This is a genomic window from Thalassospira sp. MIT1004 (assembly GCF_001858545.1).
In the GTDB taxonomy this organism is placed as follows: Bacteria; Pseudomonadota; Alphaproteobacteria; order Rhodospirillales; family Thalassospiraceae; genus Thalassospira; species Thalassospira xiamenensis.
In genome coordinates this window covers 48,656-71,581 of sequence record NZ_MCAO01000022.1, presented here as the reverse complement: position 1 = coordinate 71,581, position 22,926 = coordinate 48,656, and the positions used below count along the sequence as shown (strand labels likewise).

Sequence of the window (22,926 nt, the reverse complement as noted above, 5' to 3'; positions counted from 1 at the left end):
TGTCTCAGATGTTCAACATATCGCACAAAGCAGGCGACTATCGCTGTCAGGAGACGTTATGAATAATTTCGACAAAACCGCCTATTGGCAGGATATCGATCAGCAGCACCACATTCATCCGTTTACCGATACGGCCGACCTTAACAATCGTGGCACACGCGTGATTACACGCGCCAAAGGCGTCTTCATCGAAGATTCGCATGGTAAACAGTATCTGGACGGCATGGCTGGCCTGTGGTGCGTCAATGTCGGTTATGGCCGCAAGGAACTTGCCGAAGCCGCCTATAACCAGATGCTGGAATTGCCCTACTACAACAACTTCTTCCAGTGCGCGAACACGCCTGCGATCGAGCTTTCCAAAGTTCTTGCAGAAATCACGCCCGATGGTTTGAACCACGTATTTTATGCCAACTCCGGGTCGGAAGCGAACGACACGGTCGTGCGCATGGTGCGCCAGTACTGGAAGCTTAAAGGCCAGCCGGAACGCACCTACATCATCAGCCGCAAGAACGCCTATCACGGCTCGACCATTGCCGGGGCATCGCTTGGCGGGATGGCCGGGATGCATTCACAGGGCGGGCCGATGCTGCCTGATGTTGTGCATATCGATCAACCTTACTGGTACGGCGAAGGCGGCGATCATACCCCCGAAGAATTCGGCCTGATTGCCGCACGCAAGCTTGAAGAAAAAATCGAAGAACTTGGTGCCGACCGCGTCGGCGCCTTCATCGGCGAACCGATCCAGGGTGCCGGTGGCGTGATAATTCCGCCATCAACCTACTGGCCGGAAATTCAACGCATCTGCAAAAAATACGACATTCTTCTGATTGCAGATGAAGTCATTTGCGGATTTGGCCGTACCGGCAACTGGTTTGGCTCCGACACGTTCGATATCAAGCCGGACCTGATGCCAATGGCAAAGGGCATGTCGTCGGGTTACCTTCCGATTTCGGCCGTTATGGTCGGTGAACGGGTTGCTGACGTCCTGATCAACGAATGCGGCGAATTTACCCACGGCTTCACCTATTCCGGCCACCCGGCAGCCGCCGCCGTAGCCTTGGAAAACATCAGGATCATTCGCGATGAAAAGCTTGTTGAACGTGTCCGCGATGATATCGGTCCGTACTTTGCCGAAAAACTTAAAACCCTTGCCGATCATCCGCTGGTCGGGGCTGTTGAAACCGTCGGCCTGATTGCCGGTATTCCGCTGGTCGATAACAAGGCGACCCGCAAACCGTTCGATAAACCGGGCACGGTGGGCACGATCTGCCGGGATGCCTGTGTTGAAAATGGCGTTATCATGCGAGCCTGCGGTGATCGCATGGTGGCATCACCTCCGCTTTGCATCACGCACGACGAAGTCGATGAGCTGGTCAAACGCGCACGTGCCGCGTTTGATGCAACAGCCAGGAAAATCGGCAAAATGTAGGTTCCGATTTAAATCAAGACATTACACAAACACCCGGCGGGATATATCATTCGCCGGGTGTTTGTGATTTTGTCTCGAAACACTGCTGAAATGCCCTATCTCAAAAGAGTCCGCCATGCTCAAACGCCTTTATCAATCCCCCGCCTATCAAACCGCCACCCTGCCCGACAGCTATTGGGTTGCCAGTGCTGGCCATCTGCCCGAATGTGATCAAATGCCCGATGAGGGCACCATCACGGCCGATGTCGCGATCATTGGTGGCGGTTATTGCGGCCTGTCAGCTGCACTGGAACTGGCAGAAAGCGGCATTGATGTTGCGGTATTCGATGCCGGGCGTTCCGGATGGGGCGCATCAGGGCGCAATGGTGGATTTTGCTGCATGGGCGGAAGCGGCAAAAGCTATGCACAGCTTTCAAAGAAGTTTGGTGATGACCAAACACGCCATTTTGCCAAACTTCAACGCAGTGCGATTGACCTTGTCGCATCGCGGCTTGAAGAGTGGAATATTGATGCTGATCGTCATTCGGACGGGGAAGTCATACTGGCGCACAAAGCCAATCGGGTGGCGGAATTGCGCAAAGAGGCCGAGGAAAATAATCATTTTACCGGTATCGAAAGCGAATTCCTGACCAAGGACGAGCTTCGCGAACGCGGTCTTTGTGCGCAGGAAACCCATGCAGGATTGCACGTCAAAAAAGGTTTTGGCCTGCATCCGTTGAAATATCTGGCCGGACTGCATCGTGCCTGTGTAACCAAAGGTGTTCGGATATTTGAACAGGCGACCATTGAAGACCTCCAAGACACCGGGGACGGTTACATCCTGACCTGCAAAAATGTGCGAATTTCGGCGAACAAGGTCGTTATCGCCACTAATGGCTACAGCGCCGAAAACCTGCCAGACTGGATCGGCGGGCGATTGATGCCGGTCTTTTCGGGTATTCTTGTCACCCGACCGATGTCAGATCATGAGCTTGCAACGCAAGGCTGGACCAGCGACCTGATGGCGTTTGATACCCGCATCTTGCTGCACTATTTCCGTAAACTCCCTGATAATCGGTTCATGTTTGGCGGTCGCGGCGGCATCACGGCAACCCCCGCCGCATTTGATGATGCAAAACAGCATCTGTTGGCGCATTTTCGCCGGATGTTCCCCGCATGGCAGGATGTTGAAATCACCCATCACTGGAACGGTCTTGCCTGCCTTTCGCAGTCGTTCCGCCCCTATCTTGGTCGGGTTCCGGGGCATCGGGACGTCTGGACGGGACTTGCATGGCATGGCAACGGCGTCGCACTTGGAAGTCTGGCCGGGAAAATGCTGGGTCAGCAAATTCTGGGCACCAAGGGCCCGGATGATGTCGGTGCCATCATGGGGACACCGCCGGATCGTTTCCCGTTATCAAAGTTTCGCCGGATCGGCCGCAGTCTTGCCTATCGATATTATGGTCTGCGTGACGAGTTTGCGTAATCAGTAAAACTGACCTATGTCATGTCGCGGATATGGCCTTTGCGCTATTGCCCGGATTAATCCTTATCGAGCACGAGACGAGCATGTCAGATCAACCGACCCTTGCCGAAATCAAAGAACGGCGTGAAATCGCGACCCGCAAAATCCGCGAGGAAACCGGTATTGATCACCAGATGATCAAAGATATCGTGCATGGCTTTTATGCCAAGGTACGCGACGACGCGATGCTGGGCCCGGTATTTGCCGAGAAGATCACGGATTGGGATCACCATCTGGAACGGATGTGCATGTTTTGGGCATCTGTGGCACTTGCCAGTGGTGCCTATGACGGTCGCCCGATGCAAAAGCACCTGACACTGAGGATCGACCGCACCCATTTTGATCGCTGGCTTGAATTATTTGCCGAAACACTGGCAGAGCATTGCGAAACAGCTGCCGCGCGTCACTTCATGGAACGCGCCCTTCGGATTGCATCCAGTTTCGAAATCGGGATTGCTGCGCATAATGGTGTCATTCTGGGCAAAGGCGAACGTTACGATCCGGTTTCGGCATGGTCCCCGAAATAGGCCAGAACTCATAGTAATCAGCACACTGCGAAACTTTTTGTCAGCTTTCTTAAGACCGACATGTTGACAACATTGTCCTGCTCTGAACAAAATATTTTTACGTGTTATTACTAGACGGGGGCAATCTTCGCGCGCACTGAACTGGCAAATCAAAGGGCTTATATTGGCAGCCCTGCAAGATTGCTATGTGCCAAACCGATTGCAGAGTACGACGGACGAGAGCGGAGAAAGACGATATGTGGTCTTGGATTGGCGTCAGCGCAGTCATCATTCTAGCCCTGATTACCTATACGATTTATGGTCACAAACGTCATCTCAGCCCGACAAAGGGTAAGAAAATCGATCTTTCTCAACGCCCAAACAGCGCGCTTCTAATCATTGATCTGCAAGAAGACTTTACGCTGGCCACCGGCAAAAACGCCTATGAACCTGCCGCGGTCGAAAAAACGATTTCCGCGATCAATGAACTTGTTGAAATTGCCAACAAAACCGGTCAATCGGTGATCTCTGTCCGTCAGATATTCAAAGGCTGGTACATCAATCTTCTGGTTAGTCTGTTCAATAAGGGGCGCGGTAGCCCGAAATCACCGGGCCTTGATCTTGATGCCCGCCTGAACGGCGATATTGATCATGACATTACCAAAGCCCGCGCCGATGCCTTCAGCGCGCCTGAACTTGAACGCGTTCTTGAACGCCAGAAAGTCGGCAAACTGCACATCGTCGGTCTGGATGGAAATTACTGCGTCCAAGCAACAATTCAGGCCGCAATCAACCGCGGATATGATGTTTCATTCACCGATGCTGGCATTTTGGCGGTCAATCCCGGCTTTTGGCAAAAAACCAAGGCCCGCCTCGCGGCGAATGGTGCCAAAGGCACCAGCACACAAGCCCCCGCCAAGGCATCCTGAAACTTTACAGTCTATCGCGGATTGAATACCAGGTCATGGCAAGCACCAAAAACGGATAGCGCAACGCCTTCCCGCCCGGGAAACTTGGAATTTTGATGTTTGACATCACATCAAACCGGTCCATCGTGCCCGATATCGCATCGGCCATGATCTGCCCGGCCAGTGTCGCCATGGCAACCCCATGCCCGGAATAGCCCGTCGCGGTATAGACGCGGTCCTCGACCTTGCGGAAGAACGGCATACGGTTCATCGTAATCGCCAATGTACCGCCCCAGCCATAATCGATTTTCACATCCTTAAGCTGTGGATAGACTTCCAGCATATACGGCGCAACAAAGGATTTTATATCCTTGGGGAAGTGATAGCTGTATGTCTCGCCACCGCCAAACAACATGCGTTTATCAGCCGACAGGCGATAATAATTGATCACGAATTTTGAATCCGCCACCGCCACATCATCGCGGATCAGTTCGCGCGCCAGATCATCGCCCAATGGCTCGGTCGCAATAACGAAATTGTTGATCGGCATCACCCGTCTGGCAACCCGGTCTTCCAGCCCGTCAAGATACCCGTTGCAGCCCAGCACCATCATATCCGCCGTCACCCGATGCCCGCCCGCCGTTGTGACAACGACCTTTTCAACATTTTCATAGCCGGTAACCGTCGCGTTTTCAAAAATCCGCGCCCCGGCGGCACGTGCCGCATCCGCAAGTCCAAGCGCGAAATTCAGCGGATGAAGATGCCCCGCCTCCATATCAAGCGACCCGCCATGATAAAAATCCGACCCCAGCATGTCGCGGATTTCATCCCGGCCAACGGCACGAATGGCGCCGTAGCCATATTCGGTCCGGAGTTTTTCGGTATATTCATGCGTACCTGCAACAAATCGTTCGCGATGATCGGCATGCAGAATGCCAGGTTTCCAGTCACACTTGATGTCATGCTTGCTGATCAGGCTTTTGACGATATCCTTGGATTGCTCCGCAATATCCCATAGCTTTCTGGCATCGTCGCGACCGACCATCTTTTCAAGGTCGTCCTGCTCGCGGCGCTGTCCCGATCCGACCTGCCCGCCATTGCGCCCTGATGCACCCCAACCAACCCGGTGCGCTTCAAGCAACACAACACTATATCCGCGTTCCGCCAGATGAAGTGCCGAGGACAGTCCGGTAAACCCGCCGCCGACAACAACAACATCGCAAACCTGATCCCCATCCAGTTCGACAAAGTGTTCGGTCTTGTTTGCCGTCGCGGCGTAATAGGACGACGGATATGCACCGGACTTGTCATTTGCGGTCAGGAAGCTTGGGGTAAACACGCGATGCCTCGGATTGGTTGTCTTGAGATTTATAATCCCGTCATGGTGCCGGAATTGATCGGACCATCAAGGGAAAAATGGCTAAAACCAGCCTTCGCACATGCTTTTCACCGATTATGTCAAAACAGGCAACAACCGGAACAAAGGATTGCGCAAAAACCGGTTTATAAGGGTAATTCAACGCGCCTGCGTTACAGCCTCAACCATACGAAGGGCGGTTTTGGTCGCAGCACATCCGCCGCGTGCCGTGCATCGCAAATCCGGATGCATCATGGCCCCGATTTTAACCGTCTGATCGACCAACTCGTCATATCCCAACACCGCATCAAACCCGGCCATAACCGCCATTGCCGATGAAAATGCGTGCGACACCCCGGCAACATTGCGCGCATGGCACGGGATTTCAACATCCCCGCCCACCGGATCACAGACAAGGCCCAGCGTATTCATCAAACACATGCTGGCAGCGTCAAAACATTGTACAGGTGTTCCGCCAAATGCCTGCGCCACACCCGCGGCCGCCATTGCCGCCGACGCACCGGTTTCCACCGAACAACCACCGCATTCGGCGGCAAAGGTTCCGCGCGCGGCAAACACGGCACCCACCAGCGCCATCACCTGCAACGCATCGGTCGCCCCCTCCAGATCAATGCCATGCCGGATCAACCCATACAGCGTCCCCGGAACCACACCAGCACTGCCCGCCGTCGGTGCGGCACAGACCAAACCGCGATTGGAATCCCGTTCCATCGCCGAAAGGGCACCTGCAATCGCATCCTGCAAAACCGCCCCGCCCAGCCCTGCGGGCAAATTGGCGTCGCGAACCTTGCGCGCCCGAAGGGTTAAAAACCGCATCACATTGTCTTCGGGCTTGGCATCGAACCCTTCGGCCACCACACGCAACATCAATTCGCACCGTTCACGAAAAAGCGCGCGCGTTGCATCACGTGAAAGACCAAGGCGCCTTGCTTCCAGAACCAGGCCAGCCTCGGCAAGCGATCCTCCCTGTTGCTCGGCCACCGCGATGACCGTATCGCTGGTCGAAAACAGATCATCAGTGGCACACACCGGATATTGCGAGGCAGCAGCGAAACGAACGTCTTTGATACCGTCCTGATCACGCAAAGAGGCTATCAACGTTGTATCAGGCAAGGCCTGCAAGGCAATTTCGCAGCGATCATGATCCGGGTCGACCGATATGCCGAGCAACCTGTTGCCATTCAAAGCAAGCCCGGCCGCAATGTTATCTGCCCGCGCACCGATATCAGGGCCCCAGACAAACACACTTGCGGTTTTGCCAGTCAGAAAGACCGGTTCGCCATTCATCGCATCAATGTAATACATCCCGCCACCAACCGATGCACCGGCATACAGATCAGCACGATCCATGCCATTCCGCTCGGTTACGGTCAGTTCAAGGTCAACACGGTTGGGATGGTTGTTGTTTTCAAGTTCAATGATTTCAACGCCAAACTGAAATCCCTCACCGCGCGTCACACGCGGTAAAATGTCACGGTAATCTGTATCCGTCAGCGCCGCCCCGGCAAAACCGGCGGCAAAATTTTCATCCGAACTTTGTGCCTGATACACGGGCGCAAACGACCCGCGCGGATCGAACCGGACAATCGCCTTTTTCAAAACCTCGCCATTGCTGCACGATAATTCGCGCGCGACCTTCGCCATCATATAAGGCGCTGCGCAATGGGAACTTGATGGGCCGCGCATCACGGGACCAATAACGGAATTAAGCAGACTGATTTCTTGCATGGCGGGGCAATCCGGGAAAATTGCGTGTTATTTTCCCCGATGATCGCGCGCAAGATGGACGAAAGCAATGACCGAAACGAAAAATCCCCGGTCCTGAAAGATCAAAGACCGGGGATGAGCAGTATCAGCGCTGTTTGGTTTCCCATTCAGAATGGACGAAATATGGCGCATTTGATGGTGGCAACGGATCGCGTCCGCGAATGATATCTGCGGCCTTTTCCCCGATCATGATGGTCGGAGCATTCAAATTGCCCGATGCAATGGTCGGCATGATCGAACTGTCCACCACGCGTAGACCTTCGATACCATGCACGCGCGTTTTTTCATCCACCACTGCCATATCGTCGCTGCCCATCTTGCACGAACAGGACGGGTGATAGGCACTTTCGGCGTGATCGGCGACCCATGCATTGATTTCATCATCGGTCTGGATGCCCCTGCCCGGCGAAATTTCAATACCGCGCAGGTCCTTGAAGGCATCCTGTGCGAAAATCTCGCGGGTCAGACGCACGGATGCGCGCATTTCTTCCCAGTCTTCCGGATGGCTCATGTAATTGGGATCAACAATCGGGCGCTTTGCCGGATCGTTTGACGCCAACCGGACCGTGCCGCGCGATTTGGACCGCATTGGACCAACATGCGCCTGGAAGCCATCCTTTTCGGCGGCTTTGGATCCGTTATAGTTAATCGCAGCCGGTATAAAGTGATATTGAAGGTCAGGATGCTGAACACCCGCTTTTGACCGGATAAACCCACCGGCTTCAAAATGGTTGGTCGCACCAAGCCCGGTTTTGAAAAGATACCATTCCAACCCGATCTTGAATTTGTTCCAAGGATCAAGCTTGCTGTTCAGACTGATCGGCTGGGTGCATTCCATCTGGACGTAAAGTTCCAGATGGTCCTGAAGGTTCTCCCCAACACCGGGGATATCGGCCACCACATCAATCCCGTGTTCGCGCAGATGTGCTGCCGGACCAACTCCAGACAACATCAAAAGCTTTGGCGAATTGATCGATCCTGCCGAAATAATCACCTCGCGCTCGACCGTCGCGCGTTTGAGTTCACCACGGTGGGTGAAATCAAGTCCGATGGCGCGTTTTCCATCAAAAACAACGCGCTGCGCCAGTGCCTTGTCATGAACTGTCAAATTCGGACGTTTCATTGCCGGATGCAAATAGGCCCGCGCGGTTGACCAGCGGCGGCCCTTGTAAACCGTCATATCCATCGTCCCCAGACCCTCCTGGCGATAGCCATTCTGGTCCGGAGTAAATTCATAACCCGCTTCCTGACCGGCCTTGATCCAAGCCTTGTGCAACGGGTTTTTGCAAGCCCCCGTGGTGACATGCAGCGGGCCATCTCCGCCGTGATATTCGTCACCATTGGTGTCTTCGTTGCGCGTATCGGCCTTGCGGAAATACGGAAGGCACCGCGCATAATCCCATTCTTTCAGCACCGCATCCTGTTCCGCCCAGCGATTGTAATCAAGCGCATGACCTCGAACATAGGCCATGCCGTTGATTGAACTGGACCCGCCAAAGACCCGTCCGCGCGGTGTTTCCATACGGCGATTGTTAAGGTTCGCCTGCGGCGTCGTCCAATAGGCCCAGTTATAGGTTTCGGACTGCATCGGATAGGAAAGTGCGGTTGGCATATGGATGCGCCAGTCCCACCAATGATCAACCGGTCCGGCTTCAACCACCAGAACCCTGACTTCCGGGTCCTCGGTCAGGCGACTGGCCAGCACGGCACCGGCAGAACCGGAACCGACAATAACGTAATCGTACTTTTCCGTGGTGGTCGGCGTATTCATGCTTTTTCCTTATCTTCAACAGGTTGCAGGCAGCCATTCACAGTTCGGAACCGTGATCAATAAGGCGCCTCGACGTCACCGGTTTCGACATAGACGGATTTGATCCGGGTATAATGTTCAATCGCGGCCCGGCCATTTTCGCGGCCCACCCCGGATTTCTTGACCCCGCCGAACGGCATTTCAATCGGGGTGATGTTGTAGGTATTGATCCAGCAAGTTCCTGCCTCAAGCCGCGCGACAACGCGATGCCCGCGCGACAGGTCCCTGGTAAAGACCCCCGCAGCCAGACCATACTGGGTATCGTTAGCACGTTTGATGACTTCGTCTTCATCCCTGAAGGTCAGGACCGACATCACCGGACCAAAGATTTCCTCACGCACAATAACCATATCATCGGCGCAGCCGGTAAAGATGGTCGGGGCCACAAACAGGCCGCCTTCGGGCATGTTTTCGGTAACCGCATGACCGCCAAGAACGCATTTCGCCCCCTCGCCCTTGCCGGTTTCGATATAAGACATGATCTTGTCGAACTGAGATTTGGTCACAATCGGACCAACTTGGGTTGTCGGTTTTTCCGGATCACCAAGAACAAGATCCTTGCTGCGCGCAATCAGTTTTTCGATGAAGGCATCGGCAACGGTTTCATGGACGAAAACGCGCGTGCCGTTCGAACAAATCTGCCCGGATGAATAAAAGTTCGCCATCTGCGCGCCCGATACGGCGTTATCCAGATCAGCATCTTCAAACACGATCATCGGCGATTTGCCGCCAAGTTCCATGGTGACGGCCTTCATGCCGCCCGCGGCAACCGCGGCAACCTTGGCACCGGTTTCAGCCGAACCGGTCAGTGAAACCTTATCAACGCCCGGATGTTCGACCAGTGCTGCACCACAAGCACGCGCGCCCTGAACCACGTTGTAAACCCCATCGGGAAGACCGGCTTGCTGCAATGCCTCGGCCACCGCAATCGCCGAAAGCGGTGTGACTTCGGAGGGTTTGTAAACAACCGCGTTTCCGCACGCCAATGCCGGTGCGGCTTTCCAGCAGGCAATCTGGATCGGATAGTTCCACGCCCCAATCGCACCGCAAACGCCAACCGCCTCGCGCCGGGTATAGGCAAAATTGCCGCCAAGATCGATATGCTCGCCCGATAGGCTTCCGGCCACACCGGCAAAATATTCAAGGCATTCGACACCGGAAATCACATCCACGATTTCAGTTTCCTGAATGGCACGGCCCGTATCACGGGTTTCTACCAGCGCCAATTCATCGTTACGGTCCCGCAGGATTTGGGCCGCCTTGAACAAAACGCGCGCCCGTTCAGCCGCGGGCGTGTTTTTCCAGATTTCAAAACCGGCACGTGCGGCCTTCACTGCAGCATCAACATCGGCAGCGGTGCTTTCCTTACCCTTGGCAAGGACCTTATTGGTCGCGGGGTTCAGCGTGACCATTTCCGCACCCGAACCGGCAACTTTTTTGCCGTTGATAAAGTTCTGGATCTGATAAAGGCTCATGTCGAAACTCCTGCAGGCCACACCGGAAACGGGCAGCCCTTTTTTTAAGTGTATGTCTATTGACTAGCGCGCGGGCGAACTCGCCAGATGCAGGTGCATGGTATCAAGCACCATTTTCCGCGCCGCCGCGACATTGGCGCGTCCCGGTGTCAAACCGGACCGCACCCAGATGCCGTCGATCATGGCAGCAGTCACCGCCGCAATTTCTTCGGCCCGCTGATCGGTTGTCAGCCGGCGCAACTCATGGCGTAAATTCGATGCCAGTCGCTTGAAATAAACCGCATTCAATCGGCGCAGCGGATCGGAAAACGGCACCTGCGACCAGAATGACAACCACGCACCAATCACCTGCGGCGTGAATTGTTCTTCGTTGAAGTTGGTATCAACAATCGCTTCAAGACGTTCGTGGGGTGTTTTCGCCTTGGCAACGCGGCCCAGAAAATCGCTGCGCAATTCCTGCATCAGAAAGCGCATCGTTGCTTCCAGAAGCGCATTCTTACCGCCGAAATAGTGCGAAATAATTCCTGACGACATCCCCGCCGCCCCGGCAATCCGACTGATCGTGGTATCGGCAAAACCAAAGCGGTGAATGGTCTCGATCGTGGCATCGATCAGTTGCCTGCGGCGTACAGGCTGCATTCCAACCTTGGGCATTACTAATCCAATTCTAAGCGATCCGAAGGACTTAGGCCTGTTTGATGACGCAAATGCGACTTTTTCGCCCTTCGCAATTGACCTCGGGGGAATATGCTGTATTTTAATTGAACAATCAATCAATAAAAAACGCCGTCTTTTGTGGCGCGACGTTAACAGGGAAAGTGCCTTGGTTGCGCGGCTTTACGGCTGTTTTTATGATTATTCCGGTCTATGTGACCGGGTTCAGGGGACCCGATCACATGGTTTTGGACGGGTGTTGGCGGTGCCAGATGCGCATCGTTTGACATGCGTCTGGCCTCCGGAACCGAAAGTCTGATGGCGGCGATATTGCCACCATCAGTAACCGCTAGGTCCACACAAGGGAGAACCATAAACATGACCAAACGTTCCACCATTGGCCGTCTTCTTGGCACCACTGTCATTGCCACCACCCTTCTCGGGGCGGCCGGTGCACAGGCGGCTGATAGCGATGCTTGCAAAACCGTAACATTTTCTGATGTTGGCTGGACCGACATCACCGCGACCACGGCAACCGCATCGGTTATTCTCGAAGCACTTGGCTATGACGCTGAAACCGAACTTCTTTCCGTTCCTGTCACCTATACCAGCCTTGCCAACGGGGACGTTGACGTCTTCCTCGGTAACTGGATGCCGACAATGGCAGCAGACATTGCGCCCTATCTGGAAAAGAAAACCGTCGTCAGCACCGGTGCCAACCTTGAAGGCGCTAAATACACCCTCGCCGTTTCGAAAAATGCTTATGACGCGGGCCTCAAGGATTTCGCCGACATCGCCAAATTCAAGGATCAGCTTGATGGTGAAATTTACGGGATCGAGCCGGGCAATGATGGCAACCGCCTGATCCAGGACATGATCGACAATGACCAGTTCGGCCTCAAGGGCTTTGAACTTGTTGAATCTTCCGAACAGGGCATGCTGGCCGAAGTCAAACGCAAATCGGCACGTGACAAATTCATCGTTTTCCTTGGCTGGGAACCGCACCCGATGAATGCCAAATATGACATGGCCTATCTTGATGGTGGCGATGACGTATTTGGTCCTAATTTCGGTGGTGCCACGGTTCATACCAATCTGCGTGCCGGTTACACCGATGAATGCCCGAATGCCGGTAAATTCGTCACCAACCTGAAATTCAGCCTTGATATGGAAAACCAGATCATGGATGCCATTCTGAACGAAGGCACCGATCCGGAAGATGCCGCAACCGCATGGCTTAAAGCCAATCCGGATGCCGCGATGGCCTGGCTTGACGGTGTTACCACCTTTGACGGTGGCGATGCCAAGGCAGCGCTTAAAAATGAACTCGGTCTCTAGGGTCCAGCTTCAAATACATAATCCCGGTACGTTGCCATCATCACAGGCAGCGTATCGGCACATTTTCTTTGTTCAAATAATGGAAAAATCCAATGGAATGGCTCACGGAAACTAAAATTCCGCTGGGACGGTGGATTGCATCCCTTATGGATGCGCTTAACGAGCATGCCGACTTCGTGTTTTACACCATCTCGGACGTTCTTGAATTCATTATCGAAAACACAGTCGATCTGCTGGTCTGGTTACCGCCGTTTCTGATTATCGCGCTATTTGGCGTGCTGGCTGCATGGCTGCACAGATCATGGAAACTGACGGCCTTCACGGTTCTTTCCCTGCTTCTGATCGTCAATCTTGGCTATTGGGAAGCCACCATGGAAACGCTCGCACTTGTAATCTATGCGACGCTGTTCTGTATGATGATCGGGGTACCGCTTGGCGTAGCATCGGCACATCGCCCCTGGCTTTATCAGGCATTGCGTCCGGTTCTTGACCTGATGCAGACGATACCGACCTTTGTCTATCTGATCCCGACCCTGATCCTGTTTGGTCTTGGCGTGGTTCCGGGCCTGATTTCGACCGTGATCTTTGCCATCGCCGCCCCGATCCGCCTGACGCATCTTGGCATCGCCAGCACGCCAAAGGCGCTGATTGAAGCTGGCAGAAGCTTTGGCTGCACGCCGCGGCAATTGCTTTTCAAGGTCGAACTGCCATCTGCCATGCCATCGATCATGGCGGGCCTTACCCAATGCATCATGCTGTCACTGTCCATGGTGGTGATTGCCGCTCTTGTCGGGGCTGATGGACTTGGCAAACCGGTTGTTCGCGCCCTTAATACGGTCAATATCGCCCAAGGCTTCGAGGCCGGCCTTGCAATTGTGATCCTGGCCATTGTGCTGGACCGCATCTGCCGCCGCGACAAATCAGAAAATACGGGGCAGTAATCATGAGCAATGCTGTTGAATTTGATAATATCGACGTCATTTTCGGGGATAAGCAGGCTGAATCGCTCGCCCTCCTCGACGCCGGTAAAAACCGTGACGAAATAGCCAAGGAAACCGGAAATATCCTTGGTGTTGCCAATGTCAGCTTTGACGTCCCGCAGGGTGAAATCTGCGTTCTGATGGGGCTTTCGGGCTCGGGTAAATCCTCGTTGCTGCGCTGTGTAAACGGGCTTAACCGCGTTTCACGCGGATCGCTTCGGGTGCATGACGGGGACTGGATGGTCGATGTCACCAGCTGTGATGCCAATACGCTACGCGATCTGCGTCGTAAATGCGTTGCCATGGTCTTCCAGCAATTCGGCCTGTTCCCTTGGCGCACCGTCGAAGACAATGTCGGATTTGGTCTTGAGCTTGACGGCATGGGACCGAAGGAACGCCGTGAAATCGTCCGGGAAAAGCTGGCTCTTGTCGGGCTGGATCAGTGGGCCGGAAAATATGCCCATGAACTTTCAGGCGGTATGCAGCAGCGTGTCGGCCTTGCCCGTGCCTTTGCCACCGATGCACCGATCCTTTTGATGGATGAACCGTTTTCGGCCCTTGATCCGCTGATCCGTAACCGCCTGCAGGACGAGCTTCTTGATCTTCAGGAAAAGCTTAATAAAACCATCCTGTTTGTCAGTCATGATCTGGACGAGGCCATGAAACTTGGCAATTCAATTGCCATCATGGAAGGTGGCTATGTCGTACAGCATGGCACGCCCGAAGACATCGCCCTGCGTCCGGCCAATGAATATGTCGCGGACTTTGTCGCCCATATGAACCCGGTCAATATCCTGCGCGGTCGCGCCATCATGCACCGCATTGACCGCGATCAGCGCAACACGACCGGCGAACTTTCTGTCGAAGACGAAGATATCCGCATCACGCTTCAGGACGGCATCATTCGTGCCGCCAATAGCGGCGAACATGGCGAGTTGAAGCTGATCCAGTATGACGGCAACCTGCCGGACGATCTGGACGGGACCGACAATTCGGTCATCTTCGTTGCCGATGATACCGTACTTCTCAAAGACCTGATCGAAATGCGCAGCATCACCCAGAATCCGGTGCTTCTAACCCGGGAGGGACGCATTTCCGGCACATTGGGCCGCAAGGAATTTTTTGAAAGCCTGACGCAAACGGCAACCGTCGCAGACTGATCATCAAAAAAGGCGCCCTGCAAACCGGGCGCCTTTTAAATACCATTTCAATTTCGTCTTTTATCCACCGGTCACCGGCGGAAACAGCGCGATTTCGCTGGCACCACGAACATCACGTTCGCCTTGCGCATATTCCTGATCAACCGCAACCCGGATGATCGCCGGATCAGCCAGCGCATCAGCGAAATTCGACCCCCTGCCCGGCATCCATGCCAGAAGGTCGGCAACGGTTTTCACATTTTCCGGCAGTTCAACCTCTTCCTCTGCCATGCCGATACGGTCCTTGACCCAGGAAAAATAAACCAGCTTCATCTTCTATCCCGTTCGCTTGAAATCCGTGTTTGGCCGCATGCTTGCGCAAACACCCACAATCCGCAAGTCCCGATCACATCCTGTTTACGGATAAACAAAATAGCCATCCGGCGCATTGCCAAGCCGCCCGGTCAGGTTTTCAATAAAAAACCGTTCCGCCCGGCCAAGCGACATGCGCGGATTGGTCACCAGATAGATATCAATTGCCGGCGGCGCATCATAGGGTGGCAGGCGCCATAACTGCCCGCGTTCCATCGCGTTTTGCACCACATGGATCGGCAACGGACCAATACCAAGCCCGGCATTGATCAGGCGGCGTACTTCTTCCAGATGCGGGCTGGTGGCGATCACCTTGCCTTTCATGCCTTCGCGCGCGCGCAATACCGCAACCGGGGCCAGCGCATCGGAAAGCTGATCGGTGGAAAACGATACAAATGCTTCGCTACGCAGATCGGCAAGTGTCAGGTTTTCCCGACCAAACAAATGATGTGTCGGCCCGCAAAAGAACCCGAAATGTTCACGATACAGTTTGCGATATTCCAGCCGGGGATGCTGTTCATTCACCAGACAAATGCCGAAACTTGCCTGCTGGGACAGGACCTGACTTGTTACATGGGCGGATGTCGCGACGTTGATTTCATAGGTGACTTCGGGATGTTCGCGATTGAATTCAAACAACGCATCGTCAAGCGGCGGAAACACCACATGACTTGCCAGCCACAAATGCAAATGCCCGCTAAGCTGATTGCCACTGTCCGACATCACATCGGAAAGTCGGCCAATCGCCCCGCAAATCTCGCGGCATTCGTGATAAAGCGCCAATCCCTGTTCGGTGACCTCAAACCGGCCGCGTTCCCGGTCAATCAGGCGCGCGCCGATCTGATCTTCAAGCCGTTTAAGCGCATTGCTGACACTGGGCTGGCGCAAAAGCAGCCGGTTGGCCGCCCCGGTGATCGACCGTTCTTCGACAATCACCGTAAAGGTATGCAACAGGTTCCAGTCGAATTGCCGTTTTAAAAGGTCGCTCATTTCCCCACCCATAGCAATTGGCTATGCAATCCATTCTACTTATCTATTTGCGCTATGCGCAAGTCTGGGGTGAAATGATCAGACATATTCATTCACGGCCAGATAACCGCGCATGGCAGGCAATTGCCAGAGCACAATAACGGGAGGCAAAAATGGCCGCAGATGTAGCCGGGGCACGCAGAACGCCCTGGGTCCTGCTATCGCCGTCACTGGCGACGATATCGCTGTTATTGATCATCCCGATGATATTCATCGTGGTTTATTCGTTCTGGCTGCGCACCGCGACCGGTGCCGATCAGGTCGGATTTTATCTTGATAACTGGGTCGAAGTCCTTGGCGATCGGTTTTACCGCGATATCCTGTTTCAGACCTTTGCCATTGCCTTTTACACCACGGTGATCTGTGCGCTGGTTGGCTATATCCCGGCCTATTTCGTTGCCAACACCCCGATGAAATCGAAGACTTTCCTGCTGTTGATGCTGATGCTGCCCTTCTGGATCAGCTACATCATCCGCACCATGTCGTGGATCAACATCCTTGGCACGTCGGGCGCGCTCAACACATTGATGATCTCGCTTGGCATCATCGATGAACCGATCCAGATGCTCTATAACCAGACGACAGTTGTTCTGGGCCTTGTGCACTATCTGCTGCCCTTCATGATCCTGAATGTCTATGTCAGCCTGGATGGTATTGAAAAAAACCTTACCGAGGCAGCCCAAAGCCTTGGCTGCACCGGCTGGCAAGCCTTCCGCGAAGTCACCCTGCCGCTGTCCTTCCCCGGTCTCGCCGCCGGATCGCTGTTATGTTTTGTTCTGGCCGCGGGGACCTATATCACCCCGATCGTTCTGGGCGGGCCACGCGACGCGATGTTTGCCAATCTCGTGTTCGAGGCCATCGTCACACAGCTTAACTGGCCGCTGGGTTCCGCCCTTTCGCTTGTCCTGCTGGCGCTTCTGGGTGCGCTGGTTGTCATTTACACCCGTTATCTTGGCGTCGATCAGATCGCCAAAAGCTTCAAATAGGGGAATGTAATGATGTCCGGCTGGTCCCTGATCCGTATCGCCACAATCCTTGTTTATCTGTTTCTGTTCGCGCCGGTCGCGGTCGTCATCCTGTTGGCATTCAACGCCAACCAGTTCGGCAGTTTCCCGATCGAGGGCTTTTCAACACGCTGGTTCGAAGCATTGTGGAACAACGATGCCATTATCCGTGCATTCAAAACATCTCTGTTGCTGGGCGCGCTGACCAGTGCAATTTCAACGACGTTTGGCACGCTCGCGGCACTTGCCATGGTCAGGTACGATTTTCCGGGGAAGCGTTCAATATCAACGCTTCTGGTTGCTCCAATCCTGATCCCCGAGGTCGTCTTGGCTGTGGCTCTTTTGCTGTTTTTGCAATTCCTTTCCATGCCCAAAAGCTTTGGTCTGCTTCTGATGGGGCATGTCGTATTCACCCTGCCCTTTGTGGTTCTGGTGGTTCAGGCGCGCCTTGTATCGATCCGGCGCGACGTCGAAGAGGCCGCCATGAGCCTTGGCGCAACTCCGATCCAGACTTTCTTTGAAATCACCCTGCCGCTGATGATGCCGGCTGTCATGGCCGGGATGCTGTTTTCGTTCACCATCTCGTTTGACGACATTACCGGAACCCTGTTCTGGAAACCGGGCGGGGTTGAAACCGTCCCAACCCAGATTTTTGCCATGCTGCGCAATTCCATCAGCCCGGAAATCAATGCACTGGGCGCTGTGATGGTGATCTTCACCATCGCGCTGCCATTGATTGCCACCGCCATTGCACGCATCGCATCAGCACGAAAAATACGGGCACAAAAAGCCACTGCCTAACAAATAACAGATACCGCGGGAAACCGCCAAAACCAACAACAAGACCATAAAAAAAGAAGACCATAAGACCGACAAGAAAACGGATAAAAACCTTTATCAGGAGGCCTTAAATGGACGAGACGAAACGCTATGAACGCCTGCTAACCCGCCTTAAAGACGGTGATATCAACCGTCGCACTTTTCTGACCGTTCTGGGGGCTGCGGGTGTCACCGCCGGAATCACCGGGGGCGCGATGGGCATGCTGACCCGCAACGCCCTTGCCGCAACACCAGAACAGGTCCGCTTTGACGGCTGGGGCGGTGTGGTATCCGAGGCATTTGAAAAATACGCATTTGCCCCCTATACCGAGAAAACCGGGATCAAGGTCGTATCGGGCACCTTTGGCGGTGCGGACGAATATATCGCCCGCGTCAAGGCGGGCCAACCGGGCGAGTTTAACCTTGCCCACCTGTCGGGTGTGTTTGATTATGCCCGATATCATGGTCTGGAACTGACGTCCGAGCTGAACGAAGCCAATATTCCGAACCTCAAAAACGTCATTCCCGGCCTGATCGAACCGCTGCGCAAAATCACCGGCGGTACCATTTCGGCGGTTCCCTATGATTACGGCACCACCGGCATTGCCTATAACCGCAAATATATCAGCGACGATGAAGCCAAGGCCAAAGGTGCCAAGCTGATGGTCGATGAAGCTTACAAAGGCAAGATCGGCGGCTGGGGCGAATGGAAAACCCGCGTCTGGTACGGTGCCCTGCAATCCGATCAGGACCCGAATGCGATCAAGGATATCGACGCCGTCTGGGACATGATCCGTGCCCATCGCGATCTGGCCCTGAAATACTGGAGCTCAGGGGCCGAACTGATGAGCCTTCTGGCCGAAGAAGAAATCTATGTCACCGAAGGCTGGTCCGGGCGCATCAAGGCATTACAGGATCAGGGCCACGATATCGGCTATCACGACCCGAAAGGCGGTCTTGGCTGGCAGGAATGCCTGTTCGTTCTGCGCGGAAGCCCCATGGCAGCCTGTGAAGAACTTCTGAACTTCATGCTCGAACCCGAAGTCGCGATTGCGGTTGCCGAAGGCCAAAGTTACCCGCCTGCTCTTGATCCGCAGAAAGTCGAACTCGGCAAAGTCATCCCGACCCTGCCCGCGTTTGATCCATCCGGCACGCTCAAGGAACTCAGCTTCTTTGATCCGGCCTATTGGAACGAAAACGAAGCCGACTGGTCGAAAACCTTCTCGCGGGTTCAGCGCGGCTACTAAGCCGGACTGATCGCATAAACCGGAACCCCGGTCGTTGTTTTTAAATAATGGCCGGGGCACCACCGCCTTTTTCTGACAGGGTTATTTGTGATGGCTGACATCGAAAATGCGGTCGAACTGCAAAATGTCGTCAAGCGTTACGGCGAATTTACCGCCGTGCAACGCATGGATTTGACCGTGCCCGACAACAGCTTCGTGACCTTTCTGGGTCCATCGGGCTGCGGCAAGACCACGACACTTCGCATGATTGCCGGACTGACCGACATTACCGAAGGCGATTTGCTGATCCGTGGCAAACGGGTCAATGCCCTGCCGATCCACAAACGCAATCTGGGACTGGTGTTTCAGAACTACGCGCTGTTCCCGCACAAATCGATTTACGACAATATCGCCTTTGGCCTGAAATATCGCAAGGTGTCCAAATCCGACATCCGGGAAAAGGTCAATCGTGCCCTTGATCTGGTGCAACTGCCCCATGTTGCAGATCGTTTTCCAAACCAGCTTTCCGGCGGGCAGCAGCAGCGCATTGCCCTTGCGCGCGCCATCGTGATCGAACCCGATGTGCTGTTGCTTGATGAACCGCTATCTGCCCTTGATGCCAATCTGCGTGAAGAAATGCGGGTCGAACTGAAACGTATTCAGCGCGAACTGGGCATTGCCACCGTTTTCGTCACCCACGATCAATCCGAAGCCCTTGCCATGTCCGATAAATTGGTGGTGATGAATAACGGTGTCGTCGAACAGGAAGGCGCGCCTGAAGACGTCTATAACAATCCCGCATCGGCCTTTGTTGCCGATTTCCTTGGTCATTCCAATATCATTCCTGCTGCCCTTGGTGCACCGGATGCGGCCTTTACCAAGGTTGCCCTGCAAAGCGGCGAAACATTGCTGACCACATCCGAACAAACCGCCAAAACCAATGGTTCAAAAGACGTCCGCGCCGTTATCCGCGCTGAAAAAATCGGCCTGTCGGATCAGAACGGTGCGACGGACGGTGTGATTGCCATCCCCGGCAGGATCAAAACGGTGGATTATCTGGGTCAGCAGGCCCGCTATTTCGTCACGGCCAATGGTCGTGACTGGCAGGTGATCAACCCGATTGATGCCCGCCCCCATCACGAAGGTGCCGATGTGTTCATGCACATTGCCGCCCGAAATTGTGTGTTGTTGCCCGGTCATCACGACTGACCGGATCTGGAGTGCCACCCGAAGTGACGCATGATACCCCCAACAAAACCGGCCATAACCGGGAATCCCGCCTGTTTTATCAAAGCCGTTCGCGTCGGCCGCTGATCGACCATGCCAAGGGCGTCTATATGTGGGATGTCGATGGCAAACGCTATATCGACGCCTCCAGCGGTGCGATGGTCAGCAATATCGGCCATAGCGACCCGCGCGTGATTGCCGCAATGAATGCGCAGCTTGAAAAGGCCAGCTTCGCCTATCGCCTGCATTTTGAAAATGATGCGGCCGAAAATCTGGCATTCCGCCTTGCCGAACGCGCACCGGGCGATCTTGAACGGGTATTTTTTGTCTCTGGCGGGTCAGAAGCCGTCGAAAGCTGCATCAAGCTTGCCCGTCAATATGCCCTGGCAAAGGGGCAAGCCCAGCGGACCAAGATCATTTCGCGTTTCCCCAGCTATCATGGATCGACCCTTGGTGCGCTTGCCATCACCGGCTATACGCCGATGCATGCGCCCTTTGCCCCGATGATGGTGGACCAACCCAAAATTCCGGCCCCGACCTGCTATCTGGATCGCGATGATCTGAGTGATCATGAACGCGGCCTGAAATACGCCAACATGCTTGAGGCCGAAATACTCAAACAGGGCCCTGAAACCGTTCTTGGTTTCATCATGGAACCGGTTGGCGGGGCTGCGACCGGCGCACTGGTTGCGCCTGACAGCTACTATGCCCGCATTCGCGAGATCTGCGATCAATACGGCATTCTTCTGATCTATGACGAGGTCATGACGGGTGCCGGACGCACTGGCAAATATTTTGCCGCCGAACATTGGGGCATCACGCCGGATATTCTGGCCGTGTCAAAGGGACTGGCGGCGGGTTATGCCCCGCTTGGCGCGATGATTGCGCCTGATCGTATTGTCGGCCCGGTTCTTGATCATGGTGGCTTTATCCATGGTTACACCTATGCCGGCAATCCGATGGCCTGTGCAGCGGGCAATGCGGTCCTTGATGTGATTGATGAAGACAACCTTCTGGAAAATGCGACCCAAAGCGGGGCGGCATTAAAGGCCGAACTTGGCAAACTTGCCGATGAATTTCCGATCATCGGCGATGTGCGCGGGCTTGGGTTGCTTCTTGCGGTCGAACTGGTCAAAGACCGCGAAACCATGGAACCGATTGATCCCAAACATCTTGCGGCTGCCCGCCTTGTGGATATTGCCTATGACAAGGGCCTGATCATTTACTGGCGTCGCACCCGCGGCGGTTATCGCGGCGATCACGTGATGGTCTGCCCGCCCATGACGATCACACACGATCAGTTTGACGACATCCTCATTCCGTTGCGCGCCGCCCTTGGCGAGCTTCAGGACGAACTCACCCTTGCCGGAGCCTTCGCATGAGCCGGAAAGTCATCATCACCTGCGCCATCACCGGATCGGTTCACACCCCGTCCATGAGCCCGCATCTGCCAATCACCCCCGACCAGATTGCCGATCAGGCGATTGCGGCGGCAAATGCCGGGGCTGCCATCCTGCATCTGCATGCACGCGATCCCGAAACCGGCTTTCCAAGCCCCGAACCCGCAATTTTCAACCAATTCCTGCCGCGCATCAAATCGGCCACCGATGCGGTGATCAATATTTCGACCGGCGGCGGCATGACCATGACGGTCAAGGACCGTATTCGTGCGGCAAAGCAGGCAGCACCCGAAATGGCGTCATTGAATATGGGGACGATGAATTTCGGCCTGTTCCCCGCCCTTGCCGGGCGCAGCGACTGGCAACATGACTGGGAACCGAAATTTCTCGAAGACAGTCGTGATTTCGTTTTCAAAAATACCTTTGCCGATATCGAAACCATTCTGGCAGATCTCGGCGATGCCAATGGCACAAGGTTTGAATTTGAATGTTATGACGTCGGGCATCTTTATACGCTGGCCCATTTTGTTGATCGCGGCCTGATCAAAGGGCCGATTTTCATTCAGTTCGTTCTGGGTGTTCTGGGTGGTATCGGGGCCGATCCCGACAATCTTGCCCATTTGAAACGAACCGCCGACAAACTTTTTGGCGATCAGTACCAGTTTTCGGTTCTGGGTGCCGGGCGACATCAGATGCCGCTTGCCACCATGTCGGCCACCATGGGCGGTCATGTCCGGGTCGGTCTTGAAGATAATCTGTATCTGCGCAAGGGCGAACTCGCCCCGGACAACGCATCGCAAGTTCGCAAAATCCGCGACGTTCTGGACGGGTTATCGCTTGAAATCGCAACACCGGACGAAGCCCGCGCCATGCTGGGTCTGAAAGGTGCCAATCAGGTCGCCTTTTAGGAAACAACAAACTGCCACCAACACCACGACGCAAAGCCAACGAAAGGCGGCGC

20 protein-coding genes are annotated in these 22,926 nt (G+C 54.6%); 13 read left to right on the top strand and 7 right to left on the bottom strand.

Annotation, left to right across the window (positions count from 1 at the left end):
- Nucleotides 1–58: 58 nt before the first annotated feature.
- The 4 genes from BC440_RS08915 (at nt 59) to BC440_RS08900 (ending at nt 4,368) form a co-directional block, all read left to right on the top strand.
- Entirely contained in the window at nt 59–1,429 is a 1,371-nt protein-coding gene (locus BC440_RS08915; protein WP_007089372.1) for an aspartate aminotransferase family protein, read from the top strand.
- Between the two features lie 115 nt (nt 1,430–1,544).
- Nucleotides 1,545–2,894, top strand: coding sequence for an FAD-dependent oxidoreductase (locus BC440_RS08910; RefSeq protein ID WP_071239913.1), 1,350 nt, complete (start codon nt 1,545–1,547; stop codon nt 2,892–2,894).
- Between the two features lie 83 nt (nt 2,895–2,977).
- Nucleotides 2,978–3,460, top strand: coding sequence for a group III truncated hemoglobin (locus BC440_RS08905; RefSeq protein ID WP_037991379.1), 483 nt, complete (start codon nt 2,978–2,980; stop codon nt 3,458–3,460).
- Nucleotides 3,461–3,696: 236 nt separating this feature from the next.
- On the top strand, nt 3,697–4,368 hold the full coding sequence (locus tag BC440_RS08900) for a cysteine hydrolase (protein ID WP_071239912.1): 672 nt from the start codon (nt 3,697–3,699) through the stop codon (nt 4,366–4,368).
- Between the two features lie 4 nt (nt 4,369–4,372).
- Here BC440_RS08900 and BC440_RS08895 read toward each other — a convergent pair whose 3' ends face one another.
- From BC440_RS08895 to betI, 5 genes are all read right to left on the bottom strand, one after another.
- Nucleotides 4,373–5,686: an FAD-binding oxidoreductase gene (locus tag BC440_RS08895; RefSeq protein ID WP_071239911.1), complete on the bottom strand. Its 1,314-nt coding sequence runs from the start codon at nt 5,684–5,686 to the stop codon at nt 4,373–4,375.
- Between the two features lie 177 nt (nt 5,687–5,863).
- The gene (locus tag BC440_RS08890) at nt 5,864–7,453 is read right to left on the bottom strand and encodes an L-serine ammonia-lyase, iron-sulfur-dependent, subunit alpha (protein WP_071239910.1); all 1,590 of its coding nucleotides are present in this window, start codon (nt 7,451–7,453) and stop codon (nt 5,864–5,866) included.
- A gap of 124 nt (nt 7,454–7,577) precedes the next feature.
- Nucleotides 7,578–9,263, bottom strand: coding sequence for a choline dehydrogenase (gene betA, locus BC440_RS08885; RefSeq protein WP_071239909.1), 1,686 nt, complete (start codon nt 9,261–9,263; stop codon nt 7,578–7,580).
- A gap of 56 nt (nt 9,264–9,319) precedes the next feature.
- A complete protein-coding gene (gene betB, locus BC440_RS08880; RefSeq protein WP_071239908.1) occupies nt 9,320–10,777 on the bottom strand; it encodes a betaine-aldehyde dehydrogenase in 1,458 nt (485 codons plus the stop codon).
- A gap of 63 nt (nt 10,778–10,840) precedes the next feature.
- Nucleotides 10,841–11,431 (bottom strand): transcriptional regulator BetI, encoded by a 591-nt coding sequence (gene betI, locus BC440_RS08875; protein WP_007089364.1) that lies wholly within the window; start codon nt 11,429–11,431, stop codon nt 10,841–10,843.
- Between the two features lie 378 nt (nt 11,432–11,809).
- On the opposite strand from betI, the gene BC440_RS08870 reads away from it, so the two are divergent.
- The 3 genes from BC440_RS08870 to choV all read left to right on the top strand — a co-directional run bounded on the left by BC440_RS08870 (nt 11,810) and on the right by choV (nt 14,909).
- A complete protein-coding gene (locus tag BC440_RS08870) occupies nt 11,810–12,769 on the top strand; it encodes a choline ABC transporter substrate-binding protein (RefSeq protein WP_071239907.1) in 960 nt (319 codons plus the stop codon).
- A gap of 92 nt (nt 12,770–12,861) precedes the next feature.
- Nucleotides 12,862–13,710 (top strand): choline ABC transporter permease subunit, encoded by an 849-nt coding sequence (choW, locus tag BC440_RS08865; RefSeq protein ID WP_071239906.1) that lies wholly within the window; start codon nt 12,862–12,864, stop codon nt 13,708–13,710.
- A 2-nt stretch (nt 13,711–13,712) separates the two neighbouring features.
- Nucleotides 13,713–14,909: a choline ABC transporter ATP-binding protein gene (gene choV / locus BC440_RS08860; RefSeq protein ID WP_037991387.1), complete on the top strand. Its 1,197-nt coding sequence runs from the start codon at nt 13,713–13,715 to the stop codon at nt 14,907–14,909.
- A 60-nt stretch (nt 14,910–14,969) separates the two neighbouring features.
- Here choV and moaD read toward each other — a convergent pair whose 3' ends face one another.
- Complete coding sequence (moaD, locus tag BC440_RS08855; RefSeq protein WP_071239905.1) at nt 14,970–15,221, bottom strand: molybdopterin converting factor subunit 1; 252 nt, start codon at nt 15,219–15,221, stop codon at nt 14,970–14,972.
- Nucleotides 15,222–15,305: 84 nt separating this feature from the next.
- The gene (locus BC440_RS08850; protein WP_240478847.1) at nt 15,306–16,250 is read right to left on the bottom strand and encodes a LysR family transcriptional regulator; all 945 of its coding nucleotides are present in this window, start codon (nt 16,248–16,250) and stop codon (nt 15,306–15,308) included.
- Between the two features lie 152 nt (nt 16,251–16,402).
- Between BC440_RS08850 and BC440_RS08845 the strand changes: the two genes are divergently transcribed.
- The 6 genes from BC440_RS08845 to BC440_RS08820 all read left to right on the top strand — a co-directional run bounded on the left by BC440_RS08845 (nt 16,403) and on the right by BC440_RS08820 (nt 22,873).
- Complete coding sequence (locus tag BC440_RS08845) at nt 16,403–17,275, top strand: ABC transporter permease (RefSeq protein WP_007089358.1); 873 nt, start codon at nt 16,403–16,405, stop codon at nt 17,273–17,275.
- A 9-nt stretch (nt 17,276–17,284) separates the two neighbouring features.
- Nucleotides 17,285–18,094, top strand: coding sequence for an ABC transporter permease (locus BC440_RS08840; RefSeq protein ID WP_071239904.1), 810 nt, complete (start codon nt 17,285–17,287; stop codon nt 18,092–18,094).
- A gap of 110 nt (nt 18,095–18,204) precedes the next feature.
- Nucleotides 18,205–19,359, top strand: a complete 1,155-nt coding sequence (locus BC440_RS08835; RefSeq protein WP_071239903.1) for an extracellular solute-binding protein — start codon at nt 18,205–18,207, stop codon at nt 19,357–19,359.
- Between the two features lie 90 nt (nt 19,360–19,449).
- Nucleotides 19,450–20,547, top strand: a complete 1,098-nt coding sequence (locus tag BC440_RS08830) for an ABC transporter ATP-binding protein (RefSeq protein ID WP_071239902.1) — start codon at nt 19,450–19,452, stop codon at nt 20,545–20,547.
- A 23-nt stretch (nt 20,548–20,570) separates the two neighbouring features.
- The gene (locus tag BC440_RS08825) at nt 20,571–21,947 is read left to right on the top strand and encodes an aspartate aminotransferase family protein (protein WP_071240203.1); all 1,377 of its coding nucleotides are present in this window, start codon (nt 20,571–20,573) and stop codon (nt 21,945–21,947) included.
- Nucleotides 21,944–22,873, top strand: coding sequence for a 3-keto-5-aminohexanoate cleavage protein (locus BC440_RS08820; protein ID WP_063091884.1), 930 nt, complete (start codon nt 21,944–21,946; stop codon nt 22,871–22,873). The genes BC440_RS08825 and BC440_RS08820 overlap by 4 nt, the downstream gene beginning before the upstream one ends.
- Nucleotides 22,874–22,926: the final 53 nt, after the last annotated feature.